Source organism: Actinoplanes sp. ATCC 53533, from assembly GCF_003947245.1.
Genome location: NZ_QHHV01000074.1, coordinates 20,675 through 36,446 on the forward strand (window position 1 = coordinate 20,675; position 15,772 = coordinate 36,446).

Annotated in this window: 15 protein-coding genes; 9 read left to right on the plus strand and 6 right to left on the minus strand. The window is 73.5% G+C overall.

Annotated elements, in window-relative coordinates:
* Position 1 precedes the first annotated feature (1 nt).
* The 4 genes from pucL (at position 2) to DMB66_RS24545 (ending at position 4,990) form a co-directional block, all read left to right on the plus strand.
* Positions 2-862, plus strand: coding sequence for a factor-independent urate hydroxylase (pucL, locus tag DMB66_RS24530; protein WP_125806469.1), 861 nt, complete (start codon positions 2-4; stop codon positions 860-862).
* Positions 859-2,211 carry an 8-oxoguanine deaminase gene (locus DMB66_RS24535; protein ID WP_125806470.1) on the plus strand — a complete coding sequence of 451 codons (1,353 nt, stop codon included), beginning with the start codon at positions 859-861 and terminating at the stop codon, positions 2,209-2,211. The genes pucL and DMB66_RS24535 overlap by 4 nt, the downstream gene beginning before the upstream one ends.
* Positions 2,212-2,276: 65 nt before the next feature.
* A complete protein-coding gene (gene aceB, locus DMB66_RS24540; protein WP_125806471.1) occupies positions 2,277-3,827 on the plus strand; it encodes a malate synthase A in 1,551 nt (516 codons plus the stop codon).
* Positions 3,828-3,829: 2 nt separating this feature from the next.
* On the plus strand, positions 3,830-4,990 hold the full coding sequence (locus tag DMB66_RS24545) for an aldolase/citrate lyase family protein (protein ID WP_125806472.1): 1,161 nt from the start codon (positions 3,830-3,832) through the stop codon (positions 4,988-4,990).
* A gap of 51 nt (positions 4,991-5,041) precedes the next feature.
* Here DMB66_RS24545 and DMB66_RS24550 read toward each other — a convergent pair whose 3' ends face one another.
* A complete protein-coding gene (locus DMB66_RS24550) occupies positions 5,042-5,590 on the minus strand; it encodes a hypothetical protein (RefSeq protein WP_125806473.1) in 549 nt (182 codons plus the stop codon).
* Positions 5,591-5,780: 190 nt separating this feature from the next.
* Between DMB66_RS24550 and allB the strand changes: the two genes are divergently transcribed.
* Entirely contained in the window at positions 5,781-7,091 is a 1,311-nt protein-coding gene (gene allB, locus DMB66_RS24555) for an allantoinase AllB (RefSeq protein WP_125806474.1), read from the plus strand.
* A 2-nt stretch (positions 7,092-7,093) separates the two neighbouring features.
* The gene (alc, locus tag DMB66_RS24560; RefSeq protein WP_125806475.1) at positions 7,094-8,095 is read left to right on the plus strand and encodes an allantoicase; all 1,002 of its coding nucleotides are present in this window, start codon (positions 7,094-7,096) and stop codon (positions 8,093-8,095) included.
* Here the strand turns inward: alc and DMB66_RS61340 are convergent.
* Entirely contained in the window at positions 8,077-8,613 is a 537-nt protein-coding gene (locus DMB66_RS61340; RefSeq protein WP_158647346.1) for a hypothetical protein, read from the minus strand. The genes alc and DMB66_RS61340 overlap by 19 nt on opposite strands.
* A 106-nt stretch (positions 8,614-8,719) precedes the next feature.
* Positions 8,720-9,505, minus strand: coding sequence for a transglutaminase family protein (locus DMB66_RS62720; protein WP_199752611.1), 786 nt, complete (start codon positions 9,503-9,505; stop codon positions 8,720-8,722).
* Positions 9,506-9,583: 78 nt separating this feature from the next.
* Here DMB66_RS62720 and DMB66_RS24575 point away from each other — a divergent pair, with 78 nt between their 5' ends.
* Both DMB66_RS24575 and DMB66_RS24580 read left to right on the plus strand, forming a co-directional pair.
* A complete protein-coding gene (locus DMB66_RS24575) occupies positions 9,584-10,759 on the plus strand; it encodes a phosphotransferase family protein (RefSeq protein WP_125806476.1) in 1,176 nt (391 codons plus the stop codon).
* Positions 10,752-11,858 (plus strand): protein-L-isoaspartate O-methyltransferase, encoded by a 1,107-nt coding sequence (locus DMB66_RS24580; RefSeq protein ID WP_125806477.1) that lies wholly within the window; start codon positions 10,752-10,754, stop codon positions 11,856-11,858. Before DMB66_RS24575 ends, DMB66_RS24580 begins: the two co-directional genes overlap by 8 nt.
* Positions 11,859-11,869: 11 nt before the next feature.
* On the opposite strand, the gene DMB66_RS24585 is transcribed toward DMB66_RS24580, so the two are convergent.
* The 3 genes from DMB66_RS24585 to DMB66_RS24595 all read right to left on the minus strand — a co-directional run bounded on the left by DMB66_RS24585 (position 11,870) and on the right by DMB66_RS24595 (position 15,469).
* Positions 11,870-12,523 (minus strand): response regulator transcription factor, encoded by a 654-nt coding sequence (locus tag DMB66_RS24585; RefSeq protein ID WP_125806478.1) that lies wholly within the window; start codon positions 12,521-12,523, stop codon positions 11,870-11,872.
* Entirely contained in the window at positions 12,511-13,818 is a 1,308-nt protein-coding gene (locus tag DMB66_RS24590) for a sensor domain-containing protein (RefSeq protein ID WP_125806479.1), read from the minus strand. The genes DMB66_RS24585 and DMB66_RS24590 overlap by 13 nt, the downstream gene beginning before the upstream one ends.
* A 70-nt stretch (positions 13,819-13,888) precedes the next feature.
* Positions 13,889-15,469, minus strand: coding sequence for a phospholipase D-like domain-containing protein (locus tag DMB66_RS24595; RefSeq protein WP_125806480.1), 1,581 nt, complete (start codon positions 15,467-15,469; stop codon positions 13,889-13,891).
* Between the two features lie 99 nt (positions 15,470-15,568).
* Between DMB66_RS24595 and DMB66_RS65295 the strand changes: the two genes are divergently transcribed.
* Positions 15,569-15,697, plus strand: a complete 129-nt coding sequence (locus DMB66_RS65295; protein ID WP_255440918.1) for a hypothetical protein — start codon at positions 15,569-15,571, stop codon at positions 15,695-15,697.
* Positions 15,698-15,772: the final 75 nt, after the last annotated feature.

Here is a 15,772-nt window from a genome sequence, read left to right on the forward strand (position 1 = left end):
CGTGGCGATCGTGTTGGGCCGCAACCGTTACGGCAAGGCGGAGACGCGCCTGGTGCACGTCGGCCGCGGCGGCGACAGCCATGACCTGACAGATCTGAACGTGAGCGTCGCGCTCTCCGGTGAGCTCGCGGCCACCCACCTGCGCGGCGACAACGCCGGGGTGCTGCCCACCGACACGATGAAGAACACCGTGTACGCGTTCGCCCGCGAGCACGGCGTCGGCTCGCCGGAGGCCTTCGGGCTGCTGCTGGCCCGGCATTTCGTGACGACGCAGCCGCAGGTCTCCGGCGCCAAGGTGACCCTGGAGTCGTACGGCTGGGAGCGGCTCGGCCCGCACTCGTTCCGGCGCTCGGGCGACTTCGTGCGGACCGCCGTGGTGACCGTCGCGGAGCAGGGGACCCAGGTGGTCTCCGGCCTGAAGGACCTGGTGCTGCTCAACACGACCGACTCGGAGTTCCACGGCTTTCCCCGCGACAAGTACACCACCCTGCCGGAGGCGACCGACCGGATCCTCGCCACCGCCGTCGCCGCCCGCTGGCGGCACCTGACGGACGCCGCCGACTGGGAGGAATCCTTCGTAGGTGCGAAGGACGCGCTGGTGGAGGCGTTCGTGGGCACCTACAGCTATTCGTTGCAGCAGACGCTGTACGCGATGGGCGAGCGGGTGCTGCAAAACCGGCCGGAGCTCGCCGAGATCCGGCTCGAACTGCCCAACAAGCATCACTACCTGGTGGATCTGTCGCCGTTCGACCTGGCGAATCCGCAGGAGGTCTTCATCGCCGGCGATCGCCCGTACGGCCTGATCGAGGGCACCGTCACGCGCGACGACGCGCCCCCGGCCAGCGCGGAGTGGTACCTATGATCGTGATCGAGAACGTGACCGTCGCGACGGTCGACGCGGACGACACCGAGTATGCGGACGGCCACGTGGTCGTCGGCGACGACGGCCGGATCGCCGCTGTCGGCGCCGGTGGCGCAGGCCCGCTGCCCGGCTCGCCGCGCCGGGTCGACGGCACCGGTTGCCTGGTCACCCCGGGCTTGATCAACACACACCACCACCTCTACCAGTGGGTGACCCGGGGCCTGGCCCAGGACGACAACCTGTTCGGCTGGCTCACCACGCTGTATCCGATCTGGGGGCGCATCGACGCCGAGGTGGTCGGCGCCGCGGCGGGCGCGGGCCTGGGCTGGCTGGCGCTGTCGGGCTGCACGACGAGCATGGACCACCACTACGTCTTCCCGCGCGACGGCGGGGACGTGCTGGCCGCCGAGATCGAGGCCGCGCGGCAGATCGGGCTGCGGTTCCACCCGACCCGCGGTTCGATGGACCTGGGCCGCTCGTCGGGCGGGCTGCCGCCGGACCACGTGGTCGAGGAGACCGACGCGGCCCTGGCGGCCACCGAGGCGGCGATCGACCGCTGGCACGACCCGTCACCGGAATCGATGCTGCGGATCGGCGTCTCGCCCTGCTCGCCCTTCTCGGTGACCCGGCGGCTGATGAGCGAGGCCGCCGAGCTGGCCCGCCGCAAGGGCGTCCGGCTGCACACCCACCTCGCCGAGACCGACGACGAGGAGGACTTCTGCCGGGAGCAGTTCGGCTGCACCCCGGTGGAGTATGCGGAGCAGCTCGGCTGGCTGGGCGAGGACGTCTGGCTGGCGCACGGCGTGCACCTGGACGACGCGGCCGTGGCCCGGCTCGGCGCGACCGGCACCGGGGTCGCGCACTGCCCGAGCTCCAACGCCCGGCTCGGCGCGGGCCTGGCCCGGGTCCGCGACCTGCTGAACGCCGGCGTGCCGGTGGGCCTGGGCGTGGACGGCTCGGCGTCGCAGGAGGCGGCCCACCTGGGCGAGGAGCTGCGCCAGGCGCTGTACGTCGCCCGGCTGCGGGGCGGCCCGACGGCGCTGTCGGCCCGCGAGTCGCTGCGGCTCGGCACGATGGGCGGCGCCCGCTGCCTCGGCCGCGCGGCCGACATCGGCTCCATCGAGGTGGGCAAGCTCGCCGACCTGGTGCTGTGGCGCCTCGACGGGCTCGGCCACGACGGCATCGACGACAAGGTCGCGGCGCTGGTGCTGGGCCCGGCCGCGCCGGTCGAGCTGGCCCTGGTCGGCGGCCGCCCGGTGGTGGAACGCGGCGAACTGGTCAACGCCGACGCCCGCAGCCTCACCCTGCGCGCCCGCAACGCGCACCGCAGGCTGCTCGACGGGGCTTAGCGGATGCGCGCGGCGCGGGGACGGATACCGTACGGGGGAGAAGCCTTCGAGGGGAGTCGCCGACCGTGACCGAGATTCTGTCCGACCAGGCTGTGGCGTTCGTCGCCGAGCTGAACAGGCGGTTCCGGCCGCGCCGGGACGAGCTGCTGGCCGCCCGTGCCGCCCGGCGCGCCGAGATCGCCGCCGGTGGCAGCCTCGGGTTCCTGGCCGAGACGGCCGACGTGCGGGCGGGTGACTGGCGGGTGCCCCCGGCGCCCGCCGATCTGACCGACCGGCGGGTGGAGATCACCGGGCCGACCGAGCGCAAGATGACCATCAACGCGCTGAATTCCGGCGCGAAGGTCTGGCTCGCCGATCTGGAGGACGCCAACACCCCGCACTGGGCGAACGTGGTCGACGGCCAGCAGAATCTCTACGACGCGATCCGGCGCACGATCACGCTGGACACCGGGCAGAAGACCTACGAGCTCGGCGAGGGCCCGTACCCGACGATCGTCATGCGGCCCCGGGGTTGGCACCTGGACGAGCGGCACCTGCCCGTGGACGGCGAGCCGGCCGTCGGCGCGCTGGTCGACTTCGGGCTCTATTTCTTCCACAACGCCGCCGAGTTGCTCAGCCGGGGCAGCGGGCCGTATTTCTACCTGCCGAAGATGGAGTCGCACAAGGAGGCGGCGCTCTGGAACGACGTCTTCACCTACGCCCAGGAGGCGCTCGGCATCCCGGTCGGCACCATCCGGGCCACCGTGCTGATCGAGACCATCCCGGCCGCCTTCGAGATGGACGAGATCCTGTACGCCCTGCGCCCGCATATCTCGGGGCTCAACGCGGGCCGCTGGGACTACCTGTTCAGCATCATCAAGTACTTCCGGGACAACCCGGCGATGGTGCTGCCGGACCGGGCGGCGGTCACGATGACGGCGCCGTTCATGCGGGCGTACACGGAATTGCTGGTCTCGACCTGTCACAAGCGCGGCGCCTTCGCGATGGGCGGAATGGCCGCCTTCATTCCCAGCCGCCGCGACCCGGCGGTCAACGAGGTCGCCCTCGCCAAGGTCCGCGAGGACAAGGAGCGCGAGGCCGGCGACGGCTTCGACGGCTCCTGGGTCGCGCACCCCGACCTGGTGCCGGTCTGCCGGGAGATCTTCGACCGGGTGCTCGGTGACCGGCCCAACCAGCTCGATCGCCGCCGCGACGACGTCGTCGGCGTGGACGCGGGGCGGCTGCTCGACGTGGCGGTCACCGGTGGCGCGGTGACGGAGGCGGGCCTGCGCGGCAACGTCTCGGTCGCCCTGCAGTATCTGGAGGCCTGGCTGCGCGGCAACGGCGCGGTCGCGATCAACAACCTGATGGAGGACGCGGCCACCGCGGAGATCTCCCGCTCCCAGGTCTGGCAGTGGATCCACAACGGGGTACGCCTGGACGACGGCACCGCGATCACGGCCGAGCTGGTCGGGCGGATCGAGGACGAGGAGCTCGCCAAGATTCGCGAGGCGCTGGGCGACCAGGCCTGGTCCGCCGGCCGCTTCGACGACGCCCGCAAGCTCTTCGAGCGGGTCGCGCTCGCCGACGACTTCGCGGAGTTCCTGACGACGGCCGCCTACGACTCGATCGACTGACGATGCGGCTCAGCGACGACGACTACGCCGCCCTGGACCGCCGGCTCGCCGCCCACGACACGTTCCTCGCCACCCGCTATCCGGGTGAGCGTCCCGGGCGGCAGCCGGTGCACACGGTCTACATCCCGGCCGACCGCATCGGCGGGTTCCGCGAGTGGGGTCCGCAGGCGTTGGCCGCCCTGGACGACTGCCCGCCGCTGCCGTTCCCGGCCGCGCTCGCCGACCGGGTCCGGGCCAAGCTGGCCACCGAGCCGATCGAGGACCTGCGGGTCGACTTCGAGGACGGGTACGGCGTCCGCGACGACGACCAGGAGGACGCGGCGGTCAAGGCGGCCGTCGCCGTGCTCGCCGAGGGCCCCCGGCCGCCGTTCCTCGGCATCCGGATCAAGTCGCTGGAGGCGGCCACCCGGCACCGGTCGCTGCGCACCCTGGACCTGTTCCTGTCGCTGTACGGCTCGCTGAACCCCGAGCCGTTCACGGTGACGCTGCCCAAGGTGAGCGGCCCGGACCAGGTCACCGCGATGGTCGCGCTCTGCGAGACGCTGGAGCGCGGGTACGGCCTGGCCGCCGGCACGCTGACCTTCGAGATCCAGATCGAGCTGCCGTCGGCGGTGCTCGGCGCGGACGGCACCGCGACGGTGGCCCGGCTCATCACGGCGGCCGCCGGCCGCTGCACGGGCCTGCACTACGGCACGTACGACTACAGCGCGGCGGCCGGCGTGGCGGCGGCCTACCAGGCGATGGACCACCCGGTGGCCGACCACGCCAAGGCGGTCATCCAGGCCGCCGCGGCCGGCACCGGCGTCCGGCTCTCCGACGGCTCGACGAACATCCTGCCGGTCGGCTCGGACGTGGCCGTGCACGACGCCTGGGCGCTGCACCACCGGCTGGTGCGCCGCTCCCTGGAACGCGGCTTCTATCAGGGCTGGGATCTGCACCCCGCGCAGCTGCCGACCCGGTTCGCGGCCACCTACGCGTTCTTCGCCGACGGGGTCGACGCGGCCTCGATCCGGCTGCGCCGCTACCTGGACAGGCAGTCGGGCGGCATTCTGGACGAGCCGGCGACGGCCCGGGCGCTGGCCGGCTACCTGCTGCGCGGCCTGGACTGCGGCGCCCTGGACGACGTGGGCTTCACCCGGGAGGAGCTCACCGCCCTGACCTGACCGCGCCGGCCCACGGAAATCGCCGCGCCGCCCCGGATGCCGGGCGGCCGGTCAGCCGCCCGAGGTGCCGGTGCTGATGCCCGAGCCGGCGCTGCCGCGCCCGACGACGCCGGTCTTGATGGTGCCGTTGCCGACCTTGCCGGTGGCCGGCAGCTTGAATGCCCGCCGGGCCGCCCGGTCGCCCGCCGAGATGTAGTCGCCGCCGTCCAGGAACGTGCCCGGCCGCAGGCCCCGGGCGTAATTCGGCGAGTACCAGAGGAAGTACGACGAGGTCTCGTCGGCGTCGGCGCAGTATTCCTCGTCGAGGATCTCGCCCTCCTCGTCGGCGCAGTAGAACACCTCGTCGGTCGCGGTTTCCTCGTCCTCGTCCTCGTCCTCGTCCTCGTCCTCGGCCTCCTCTTCCTCGGCCCCCGAGAAGTCGGACTCGTACGAGCCGGAGCCGGAGCCGGGCTCGGCGTCGTGGTCGTCCGACTCCCATTCGTAGGTCGACCCGGCGAGATCGTCGTCGCCGAGGTTGTCGCAGGCGGCCGTGCCACCGGCGGCCAGGGCGAGGAAGGCGGCGGTCAGGGCGACCTTGCGGGAGGCCATGCGTCGGGTCATGCGGGTGGGACTCCGTCCTGGTCAGTGGCCAGGCCGGAGGGCTCGCCGAGATCTTTTTATACCGGCACCGGGCACGTCTCCGCTGTCCCGGCGGTCGCAACGGTCAGGAACCGGACAACCCGGTGTGATCTTGCGCGGCGGCTTCGCGCGACGGAACCGTCCGGCAACGCCGGGCGGTTAGGCTCGGCGCATGGTCGATCTCGTGCTGCGGTCCCGTCGTGCCATCGTCGCGGGCGGTGAGCGCCCGGCCGCCGTGTCCGTCGCCGCCGGCCGGATCGTCGCCGTCGACGACTACGCCGCCGACCTGGCCGCCGCCGAGGAGGTCGACCTCGGCGACGTCGCGCTGCTGCCCGGCCTGGTCGACACCCACGTGCACGTCAACGAGCCCGGCCGGACCGAGTGGGAGGGCTTCGCCACCGCCACCCGCGCCGCCGCCGCCGGCGGGGTCACCGCCATCGTGGACATGCCGCTCAACAGCCTGCCGCCGACCGTCGACGCCGCCGCGCTCGCGGTCAAGCAGGACGCCGCCCGCGGCCAGATCCACGTGGACGTCGGCTTCTGGGGCGGCGCGATCCCCGGCAACGCGGGCGCGCTGCCCGCCCTGCACGCCGCCGGGGTGTACGGCTTCAAGGCCTTCCTCGCCGATTCCGGGGTGCCCGAGTTTCCGCCGCTGAGCCCCGGCCAGCTCGGCGACGCCCTGCGCGCGGTCGACGCCCAGTTCGTGGTGCACGCCGAGGACCCCGACCACCTGCACGCCGCGGCGTCCTCCCCGGCGTACGCGGACTTTCTCGCCTCCCGGCCGCCCGACGCCGAGCACGCCGCCGTCGCGACCGCGATCGCGGCCGCGCGTGCCACCGGCGGGCGGGTCCACATCCTGCATCTGTCCGCCGCCTCCGCCCTGCCGCTGATCGCCGAGGCCAAGGCGGAGGGCCTGCGGGTCACCGCCGAAACCTGCCCGCACTACCTGACCCTGGACGCCGCCGAGATCCCCTCCGGCGCGACCGAGTTCAAGTGCTGCCCGCCGATCCGGGACGCGGCCAACGCCGACCGGCTCTGGGCCGCGCTCGCCGACGGCCTGATCACCTGCGTGGTCAGCGACCACTCGCCGTGCACGCCCGAGCTCAAGCGCCGGGACACCGGCGACTTCGCCGCGGCGTGGGGCGGCATCGCGTCCGTGCAGCTCGGCCTGCCGGTGATCTGGACCGCCGCCCGCCCGCGCGGGCACACCCTTTCCGACGTGGTGAGCTGGATGGCCCGCCGGCCCGCCGACCTGGTCGGGCTGCACCGCAAGGGCCGGATCGCGGTGGGTGCCGACGCCGACCTGGTCGCCTTCGACCCGGAGGCGGATTTCACCGTCGATCCGGTACGGCTGCACCACCGCAACCCCGTCACGCCGTACGCGGGAAAGGTCCTGACCGGTGTGGTCCGCACGACCTGGCTGCGCGGGCGGACCGTGACCGGCGACGCCCCTCGCGGCGTCTTCCTGACCCGGGAGGTCTGAGGATGGAAGAGTTCACGTTGCTGCCCGACCTGGCGTCGCGCACCTTCGGCGGCGGGGTGGTGTTCGCCAACGACGAGTTCTTCGCCGCCGCCGACCACCTGGTCGAGCCGGCCCGGCCGGTGTTCGCGCCGCAGACCTTCGGGCACAAGGGCCAGGTCTACGACGGCTGGGAGACCCGGCGGCGCCGCGAGCCGGGCCATGACACCGTGATCGTCCGGCTCGGCGCGCCCGGCATCGTGCACGGCGTCGACATCGACACGGCGTTCTTCACCGGCAACTACCCGCCGCACGCCTCGGTCGAGGGCGCGGCGCTGGAGGGCTACCCCGACCCGGTCCAGCTCGCCGAGGCGCGCTGGGTGCCGCTGGTGCCGCGCTCCCCGCTGGTCGGCGACAGCCAGAACCTGTTCGCCGTCGACTCCAGCCAGCGATACACCCACATCCGGCTGAACATCTACCCCGACGGCGGGGTGGCCCGGCTGCGGGTGCACGGCGAGGTGGTGCCCGACCCGCGGCTGCTGCCGAGCGTCTTCGACGTGGCGGCCGCCGAGCACGGCGGCCGGATCGCCGGCTGCAGCAACATGTTCTACGGCCACCCGCAAAACATGATCTATCCGGGCCAGGCCCGCTCGATGGGCGACGGCTGGGAGACCTCCCGGCGGCGCGACGACGGCAACGACTGGGTGCTGGTGCAGTTGGCGGTGCCGTCGGTGATCGAGCTGGCCGAGCTGGACACCAGCCACTTCAAGGGCAACGCGCCGGGCAGCGCGATCCTGCGCGGCATCGACGCCCGCACCGGGCTGCTCGACGACCCGACGGACTGGTTCGACCTGCTGCCGCAGGTGCGGCTCTCGCCGGACACCCGGCACCGCTTCGGCGTGTCGGTGGTGCCGGTCGCCACCCACGTCCGGCTGGACATCTTCCCGGACGGCGGCATGGCCCGGCTGCGCCTGCACGGCCGCCCCGACGGCACCGTGCTGCGCGCCCGCTACGAGGCGGTGACGTGACACCATCGTGACGGAGGGGAGATGATTGTCATGGCCAAAGTGGTAGCCGACATGTCGATGTCGCTGGATGGCTTCGTCGCCGACCTCGGCGACGGCGTCGACGAGCTGTTCGGCTGGTACGGCAACGGGGACGTCGAGATCCCGAGCTGGAACGCGGACATCACCGCCCGGGTCTCCGCGGCCAGCGCGGAGCATCTGCGACCCGCGTTCACCGGGGCGGTCGGCGCGCTCCTCGCCGGCCGGCGCGTCTTCGACCTGGCCGGCGGCTGGGGCGGAACGCACCCGTGCGGTGCCCCGGTCTTCGTGGTGAGCCACTCGGTGCCGCCGGGCTGGCCCCGGGCGGACTCGACCACCACGTTCCACGACGACGCGCTGGCCGCCCTGGCGGCGGCGAAGGCCGCCGCCGGCGACAAGATCGTGGCGGTGGCGACCCCGACCCTGACCCGGCAGTATCTGGACGCCGGTGAGCTGGACGAGATCGTGGTGTCGCTGATCCCGGTGCTGCTGGGCCGCGGCATCCCGTTCTTCTCGAGCCTGACGAAGACCCCGGTCCGGCTCGACCGACCCGAAGGTCGTCGAGGGCACCGGCGTCACCCACCTGACCTACCAGGTCCGCAAGGACGGCTAAGCCAGCTCCACGAGCCCGGTGTGGTCGTCGATCGGCAGGTCGCCGCCGGCCACCGCGGTGATGAGCAGCTCCGGCATGGTCAGCCAGCCGGACAGGGTGGTGGCCAGCGCGGTGTCCGCCGCGTCGCGGCCCGTGGCGATCCGGATCAGGCTCTGCCGGGGCGCGAGCCCGGTCGCGTCCCAGACCCGCCACCGGCCGTCCAGTGCGGTCTCCGCCACCAGGTGGAAGTCCATCGGGGACAGACCCGGCGCGTAGACCGCCGCCACCCGGGCCGGCACGTTCAGCGCCCGGCAGAGCGTGGTGACCAGGTGCGCGTAGTCGCGGCAGACGCCGCGCCCGTCGAGCAGCGTGTCCGCCGCGTCGGTGGTCGGCCCGCTGCTGCCGGGCTCGTAGCTGAGGTGGTCGTGCACCCAGTCCCGGATCGCCCGGACGGTGCTGGCCGGGTCCGGCAGGCCGCCGAACATCGTGCCCGCGAAGCCGGCCATCCGGTCCGAAGGGCAGTACCGGCTCGGCCGCAGCGCGACGATCCGGTCGAGCTCGGTGACGTCCGGCGACCTCGGCCGGGTCGGGGGGACCTCGGCCGAGTACGTCACGGTCAGCCGGCCCTCGGGGGCCCGCAGGTAGTGCTGGCGGCCGGGCAGCTCCACCGCCTCGACGGCGCGGCCGCCGCTGGAGATCAGCAGGGATTCGGTGACCGGGTCGACGGCGGCGATCCGCAGGACGATCTCGGCGGGCTCGGTGACGTCGAAGACGAGGGTCGAGCCGACCTGGGAGTTGTTCACAGACACCACGGTATCCAGGTTCCGGTGCGGGCCTGAAAGCGTTCGCCGGCGTGGCGGACCACCGGCTACCTTCCTCGGGTGAGCCGAACCGTGACACTTGTCCTCGTCGACGCCGATGGTGCGCTGCTGGGCGCGCTGCCACCCGTGGCGGTCGAGGTGCCCTGGTGGATGTCGGTGGCCGACGTGGTCGCGGCGGCCCGGGCCCGCCACGGCGTCGAGGTGCACGTGCTGCGGCTGCTGCACGCCGACCGGCCCCGCCAGCCGGGCGGCCACGTGACCTACCTGGCCCAGGTCTTCGAGCCGCCGGCGGTGCCGCTCGCCCCGGCCGATGTGGACCTGGCGCCGCACCCGTTGCGGGCCCCGTACGCGGTTCCCGGCGGCCCGGCCGCCTCGGTGGCCTGGGCGCTGGCCGCGGTGGGCCGGGACGGCCTGACCGCCGTGCAGGAGCGCACCTGGAACTTGTCGATGATCTGGCATCTCGACGCCGCGGGCAGCCCGGTGGCCTGGCTCAAGCAGGTGCCGCGGATGTTCGCCCACGAGCCCGCCGTGCTCGCCCTGGTGGACGGCTTCGCGCCCGGCCTGGTGCCCACCGTCCTCTCCGCCGCCGCCCCCGGCCGGATGCTGCTCGCCCACGTGCCGGGCGAGGACCGGTACGGCGCCGACGCCGACTTCTGCGCGGCCGTCGCCGCCGACTGGCACCCGGCCCAGGTGCACTTCGCCGGCCGGGTCGACGAACTGCTCGCGGCCGGGCTGCCGGACCAGCGGTTCGACGCCGACCGGTACGTGCGGGTGGCCGAGCCGTTCCTGGACGGCATCGACGGGCTCGCCGCGCTGCTGGACGAGCTGCCCGCGCGGTTCGCCGCGATCCGGGCGTGCGGGCTGCCCGACACGCTGGTGCACGGCGACCTGCATCCCGGCAACGTGCGCGCCGACGGCGACACCCGGGTGATCGTCGACTGGGGCGACGCGTCGGTCGCCCACCCGGCGTACGACATCCTGCGGCTCGCCGAGGGGTTGGACGAGCCCGGCAAGGTGCTGCACGCGTGGGCCCAGCGGTGGCGCGCGGAGCTGCCCGGCGCCGATCCCGAGCGGGCCGTCGACCTGATCCGGCCGGTCGCGGAGCTGCGCGCGGCCGCGGCGTACGCGGACTTCCTGGACCGCATCGAGCCCGCGGAGCGGCCCTACCACGAGGCCGACGTGCCGGATCGACTGAGCGCCGCGGCCGCCGCGGCCGTACGGTGGAGGAGTGACTGACCTGCGGCGACGATTCGTGGAGCAGCTCCGTCGCAACGGCGCCCCGCTCACGCCCGAGCTGGCCGCCGCATTCACCGCCGTGCCCCGCGAGGTGTTCGTCGCCGAGGGCTTCCAGCGCCGCGACGGGTCCTGGGCCCGGCCCGGCTCCGCCGGCTTCCGCACCGCGGTCTACCGCGACGACGTGCTGGTCACCAAGGTCGACGGCCGGGTGGCGGTCAGCTCGTCCAGCCAGCCGTCCCTGATGGCGATCATGCTGGCCGGCCTGGACGTGCGCCCCGGCGACCGGGTGCTGGAGATCGGCGCCGGCACCGGCTACAACGCCGCCCTGCTGGCGGCGCTGGGCGCGCGGGTCACCAGCGTGGACGTGCAGGAAGACGTCGCGGCCCGGGCCCGGGCCGCGCTGGCCACGGCCGGCGTCGAGGGCGTCCGGGTCGTCACCGGCGACGGCTACGCGGGCGTGCCGGGCGAGAGCTTCGACCGGGCGATCGTGACCGTCGGCGTCGCCGGAGTGTCGCCGCGGTGGCTGGCCCAGACGCGGCCGGGCCCGGTCGTCGTGCCCGTCGAGCACGCCGGCACCCACCCGGTCCTCGCGATCCAGGGCCCGGCGGAGGGGCCGGTGACCGCGACGGTGCTCTGCCCGTCCGGGTTCATGAGCGCGTCCGGCCCGCTGACCGCCACCCATCCCGGCTCACACCCGGCGCCGGCGTCGTCCGGGTCGCTGACCGCGTTCGCGCCGTTCGCCCCGCCGCGCTGGGAGCCGGCCCTGGATTCGTACGGCTACCGCGACCTCTGGTACGCGGCCGGGGTGTGGAGCAACCGGGCCACCCACGCCGCGCTGCCGGGCCACGACCTGAGCGGGGTGGTCCTGCTGGACGAGGACGGCAGCGGCGGCGCGGCCATCCTGCCCGACGGCTCGGTGCTGGCCGGGGGAGACCAGGCGACCGGGTACGGCGACCAGGCGGTGGAGATCATCGACCGCTGGGACGCGGCCGGCCGCCCCTCGATGCGGGCCTGGCGGATCGGCCTGCGGCTGACCGGTGACCCGCAGGCCCCGATCTGGGCGCCGGCCACCTGGGCGCTGCGCCCGGAACATCTCTAGGCCGGCACGCTTCAGGCCCGAAGGTAGGCCAGCACGGCCAGCACCCGGCGGTTGGTGTCGTCGGCCGGTGGCAGGTTCAGCTTCGCCAGGATGTTGCCGACGTGCTTGCCCACCGCCGCGTCGGTCACGAACAGCCGGGCCGCGATCGCCGAGTTCGAGTGGCCCTCGGCGACCAGCCCCAGCACCTCACGCTCGCGTGCCGACAGCGTCGCGAGTGGATCCCGGGACCGGCGCAGCAGCCGGCGCACGACCTCGGGGTCGACGACCGTGCCGCCGTCGAGGACCGTGCGCAGCGAGGCCATGAAGTCCGGCACGTCGACCACCCGGTCCTTGAGCAGATAGCCGATCCGCCGGCCGTCGCCGGTGTCCAGCAGCGCGGCCGCATACTCCTCCTGCACGTACTGGCTCAGCACGACGACGGCCAGCTCCGGCCGCTCCCGGCGCAGGGTGACCGCCGCCCGCAGGCCCTCGTCGGTGAAGCCCGGCGGCATCCGGATGTCGGTGATCACCAGCTCCGGCCGGTGCTCGGCGACCGCCGCGAGCAGCGCCGGGCCGTCGCCGACCGCCGCCACCACCGTGCACCCGAAGCGGGAGAGCACCCCGATCAGACCCTCGCGCAGCAGCACGCCGTCCTCGGCGAGCACCACCCGGATCAGTTCTGCCACGGAAGCTCCACCCGGATCAGGGTAGGGCCACCCGCGGGGCTGGCCAGCAGCAGCCGTCCGCCGACGGCCGCGACCCGGTCGGCGAGCCCGGTCAGCCCGGTGCCGTGCGCCGGGTCCGCGCCGCCGTGGCCGTCGTCGCGGACCTCCAGCACCAGCATGTCGCCGGGCTGGGCCAGCAGCAGGTCGGCGCGGCTCGCCCCGGCGTGCTTGACCACATTGGCCAGAGCTTCCGAGGCCGCGAAATACGCGGTGCTCTCCAGGTGCGGGGCCGGCCGGTGCAGCCCCTCCGCGACCGTGACCGTGACCGGCAGCGGGGAACGGACCGTCAGCTCCCGCAGCGCCGCGGGCAGGCCGAGATCGGCCAGCGACTGCGGCCGGATGCCGTGGATCAGCTCGCGCAGCACCACCATCAGTTCCTTCGCCTCGTCGTGCGCCTGCGCCAGCGGGGCCGCCGCCGGCGAATCCGCGGGCACGTCCAGGCGGGCCATCCCCAGTTGCAGGGTGAGGCTGGTGAGCCGGTGCTGGGCGCCGTCGTGCAGGTCGCGCTCGATGCGCCGGCGTTCCGCCTCGAAGGCGTCCACCAGCCGGGCCCGGGACTGCGCCACCGCCCGCAGCGCGATGCCGTCGCGGTCGCCGAGCAGCGCCCGCGCGGTGGCCGCCTGCCCGGCGGAGATCAGCCCGAGCAGGTAGATCAGCACCGGGACCAGCAGCAGCCCGACGACCGCCAGCGGGATCGCCTGGCCGACGGTACGCACGCTGAACACACCGAACTGCCAGCTGTCCGTGCCGGTCGCGGCGAGCAGCGGGCTCACCAGGAAGCCGATGTCGATCAGCACGAAGAAGGCGTACACGCCGTAGACGACCGGGACGATCAGACCCAGGAAGGCGCTGTAGAGAACCTCGCGCCAGGTGGCGCTCTCGGAGTAGCGGACCCGCAGCCAGGTCAACGGATCCACCGCGAGCGGCCGGTGCGCCGACTGCACGGGACGCCGGTCGACCAGGGCCAGCCGGCCCCGCTCGACCACGGCGAGCGGGATGGCGAACAGCGGGCCGAGCCCGGCGAACAGGGCGAGAGCGACCACCATCAGGAACAGCAACGGGGCGCCGAGCGCCCGGCCCTCGTCCACGCGCACGCCGGCGCCCAGCCATGGCAGGATCAACATGCCCAGCGCCGTGCCGGCGACCCCGGCGAACGGCAGCGTGGTGAGGACGTAGACCAGGGCGCGCCACGGACCCGCCGAGAGCAGGTAGCGGCGCTCGCTGAGGGCTTGCCAGGGAGACTCGTTTGTCGACACAGCGTCACGGTAGTGAGCGCGGGGTGGTCGTTCCCAGCCGTCCACGGCTACTTCCGGGGTATGGCTGGCACTACCACGTGCCGGCCCGGCGAGCCCGCCACGGGCGGCCGTCCGGGTCGTAGATCAGCCGGTACGCCGGGACCGCCCACAGCCGCTGGTGCCACGGCAGGCGCTCGGTCTCGTGCGGCACCAGCCGGCCGGGCGGGCGGGGGCCCCGCTCGCCGCCGGCGTGCCAGTCCCGCAGCGCGTCGGCGGCGGCGCTGATCACGCGTACGGCCTCGTCGGGGTCGATCAGGTCGGCGTCGTCGCCGGCCCGATCCAGGTGCTCCCGGTTCAGCGCGAGCCGCAGGTCGCGGGCGTACCTCCGGGCGCCCTCGCCCCGGCCGGCGGGATCGCGCGGCTCCCGCTCGTCGGGGGTCCGGTCGAGGACGGCGCACGAGAGCTCGCTGTCGTGGGTCCACGAACGACGGTTGAAGTTGTCACTGCCCGTGCTGGCCCAGGTGTCGTCGACGACGCAGACCTTGGCGTGCACATAGACCGGCGTGCCCGCGTGGTTCTCCACGTCGAAGACGTGCACCCGCTCGGGCGCGGCCTTGCGGCACAGCGCGATGGCCTCCTCGCGGCCCACCTGGTTGGGCGGCAGGGCGAAGCGGCCGTCCACGTCCGGGTGCCGGGGCACCACCGCGACCAGGTGCAGGCCCGGGTTGGCGTTGAGCGCGTCCGCGAAGAGCTGGGCGACCTCCTTCGACCACAGGTACTGGTCTTCCAGGTAGATCAGCCGGCGGGCCCGTTTGATGGCCTTGGTGTAGCCACGCGCGATGCTCTGCTCGCCCAGCCGGGCGAAACCGTACGGCGGGCGCATCGCCGGGTAGGTGCGCAGCACCTGGATGTCGTAGGGGCCGCACTCGGGCGGGTCCGGCGGCTGCGGCGGCAGCCGGTCGGCATGCAGGTCGGCGCCGCGCAGCTTGTCCTGCACCGTGGCGATCGGTCCGTGCTGGTCCAGCGGCACCCGGTCGGTCCAGCGCTCCCGGAAGGTGAGATCAAGGGCGCCGACCACCGGGCCGCGCAGCGCGAGCTGCACGTCGTGCCAGGGCGGGTGCTTACCGTACGCGGCGGACATCGCGATCGGCTGCGGGTCGCCGTGGTGACCGGCGTCGTCGCGCCGGCTGTGGCACAGGTCGATGCCCCCGGCGAACGCGATGTCACGTTCCGGATTGCCAAGGTGACGCAGGATCACCAGCTTTTGGTGGTGTGATCCGCCGCGCCGGACCCGCTGGTCGAGCAGCACCTCGCCGCCGGCGGCGGCGATGTCGTCACCGAGGGTGCGGTTCTCCTCCTCGCTGTACGCCAGCTTGTCCATGTGGGAGCGCCAGAGCAGGCCCTTGACCACCACACCGCGCTTGGCCGCCGCGGCGAACAGCTCGGCGACGGTCGGTCCGTCATCACGCATCCGCTCGTCGGGGTCGCCGCGCCAGTCGGTGAAGAACAGGTGGTCGCCGTCGCGCAGCGCTTCCACCTCGCTCACCAAACGGTCGAAATACGTTCTTCCGTGAATAAGCGGCTCTGCGGTGTTTCCCCCGCACCAGGTGGGTATGTGTGAGTCCGGGTTGCCGCGCTCGTCCGCGGTCAGGAACCAGTCCTCCAGTGGCACGGGGCAGCCCTTCCGAGGTCGACGACGCCCTCACCGTAGGCCCCTTGACGGCCGACCGCACCCTGAAGCCGGCCTCCCCCGCGAGATAGGAAACCCGCCATGACCACCGAGCCCCTGACTTCGACGGTCGCACCGGCCGAAGCGGCAGCCGCCTCCGAGCGGGGCCTGCTCATCGCGATGCTGGTGCTGGTTCTGTTCGGCGTGGGTGCGATGCTGATGATCTCCTGACCTGCCGATACCGAACCGTTGTCCCAGGTGACGGATTTCGGGCAGCGCCGGCTGGCGTGCCTCATCCATACTCGT

Excerpts from the sequence above, each read along its gene's own strand:
- DMB66_RS65295 (WP_255440918.1), top strand. The coding sequence starts at position 15,569 with ATGACCACCGAGCCCCTGACTTCGACGGTCGCACCGGCCGAAGCGGCA.
- DMB66_RS24545 (WP_125806472.1), top strand. The coding sequence starts at position 3,830 with ATGCGGCTCAGCGACGACGACTACGCCGCCCTGGACCGCCGGCTCGCC.
- DMB66_RS24550 (WP_125806473.1), bottom strand. The coding sequence starts at position 5,590 with ATGACCCGACGCATGGCCTCCCGCAAGGTCGCCCTGACCGCCGCCTTC.
- allB (WP_125806474.1), top strand. The coding sequence starts at position 5,781 with ATGGTCGATCTCGTGCTGCGGTCCCGTCGTGCCATCGTCGCGGGCGGT.
- DMB66_RS24535 (WP_125806470.1), top strand. The coding sequence starts at position 859 with ATGATCGTGATCGAGAACGTGACCGTCGCGACGGTCGACGCGGACGAC.
- alc (WP_125806475.1), top strand. The coding sequence starts at position 7,094 with ATGGAAGAGTTCACGTTGCTGCCCGACCTGGCGTCGCGCACCTTCGGC.
- DMB66_RS61340 (WP_158647346.1), bottom strand. The coding sequence starts at position 8,613 with ATGCCGCGGCCCAGCAGCACCGGGATCAGCGACACCACGATCTCGTCC.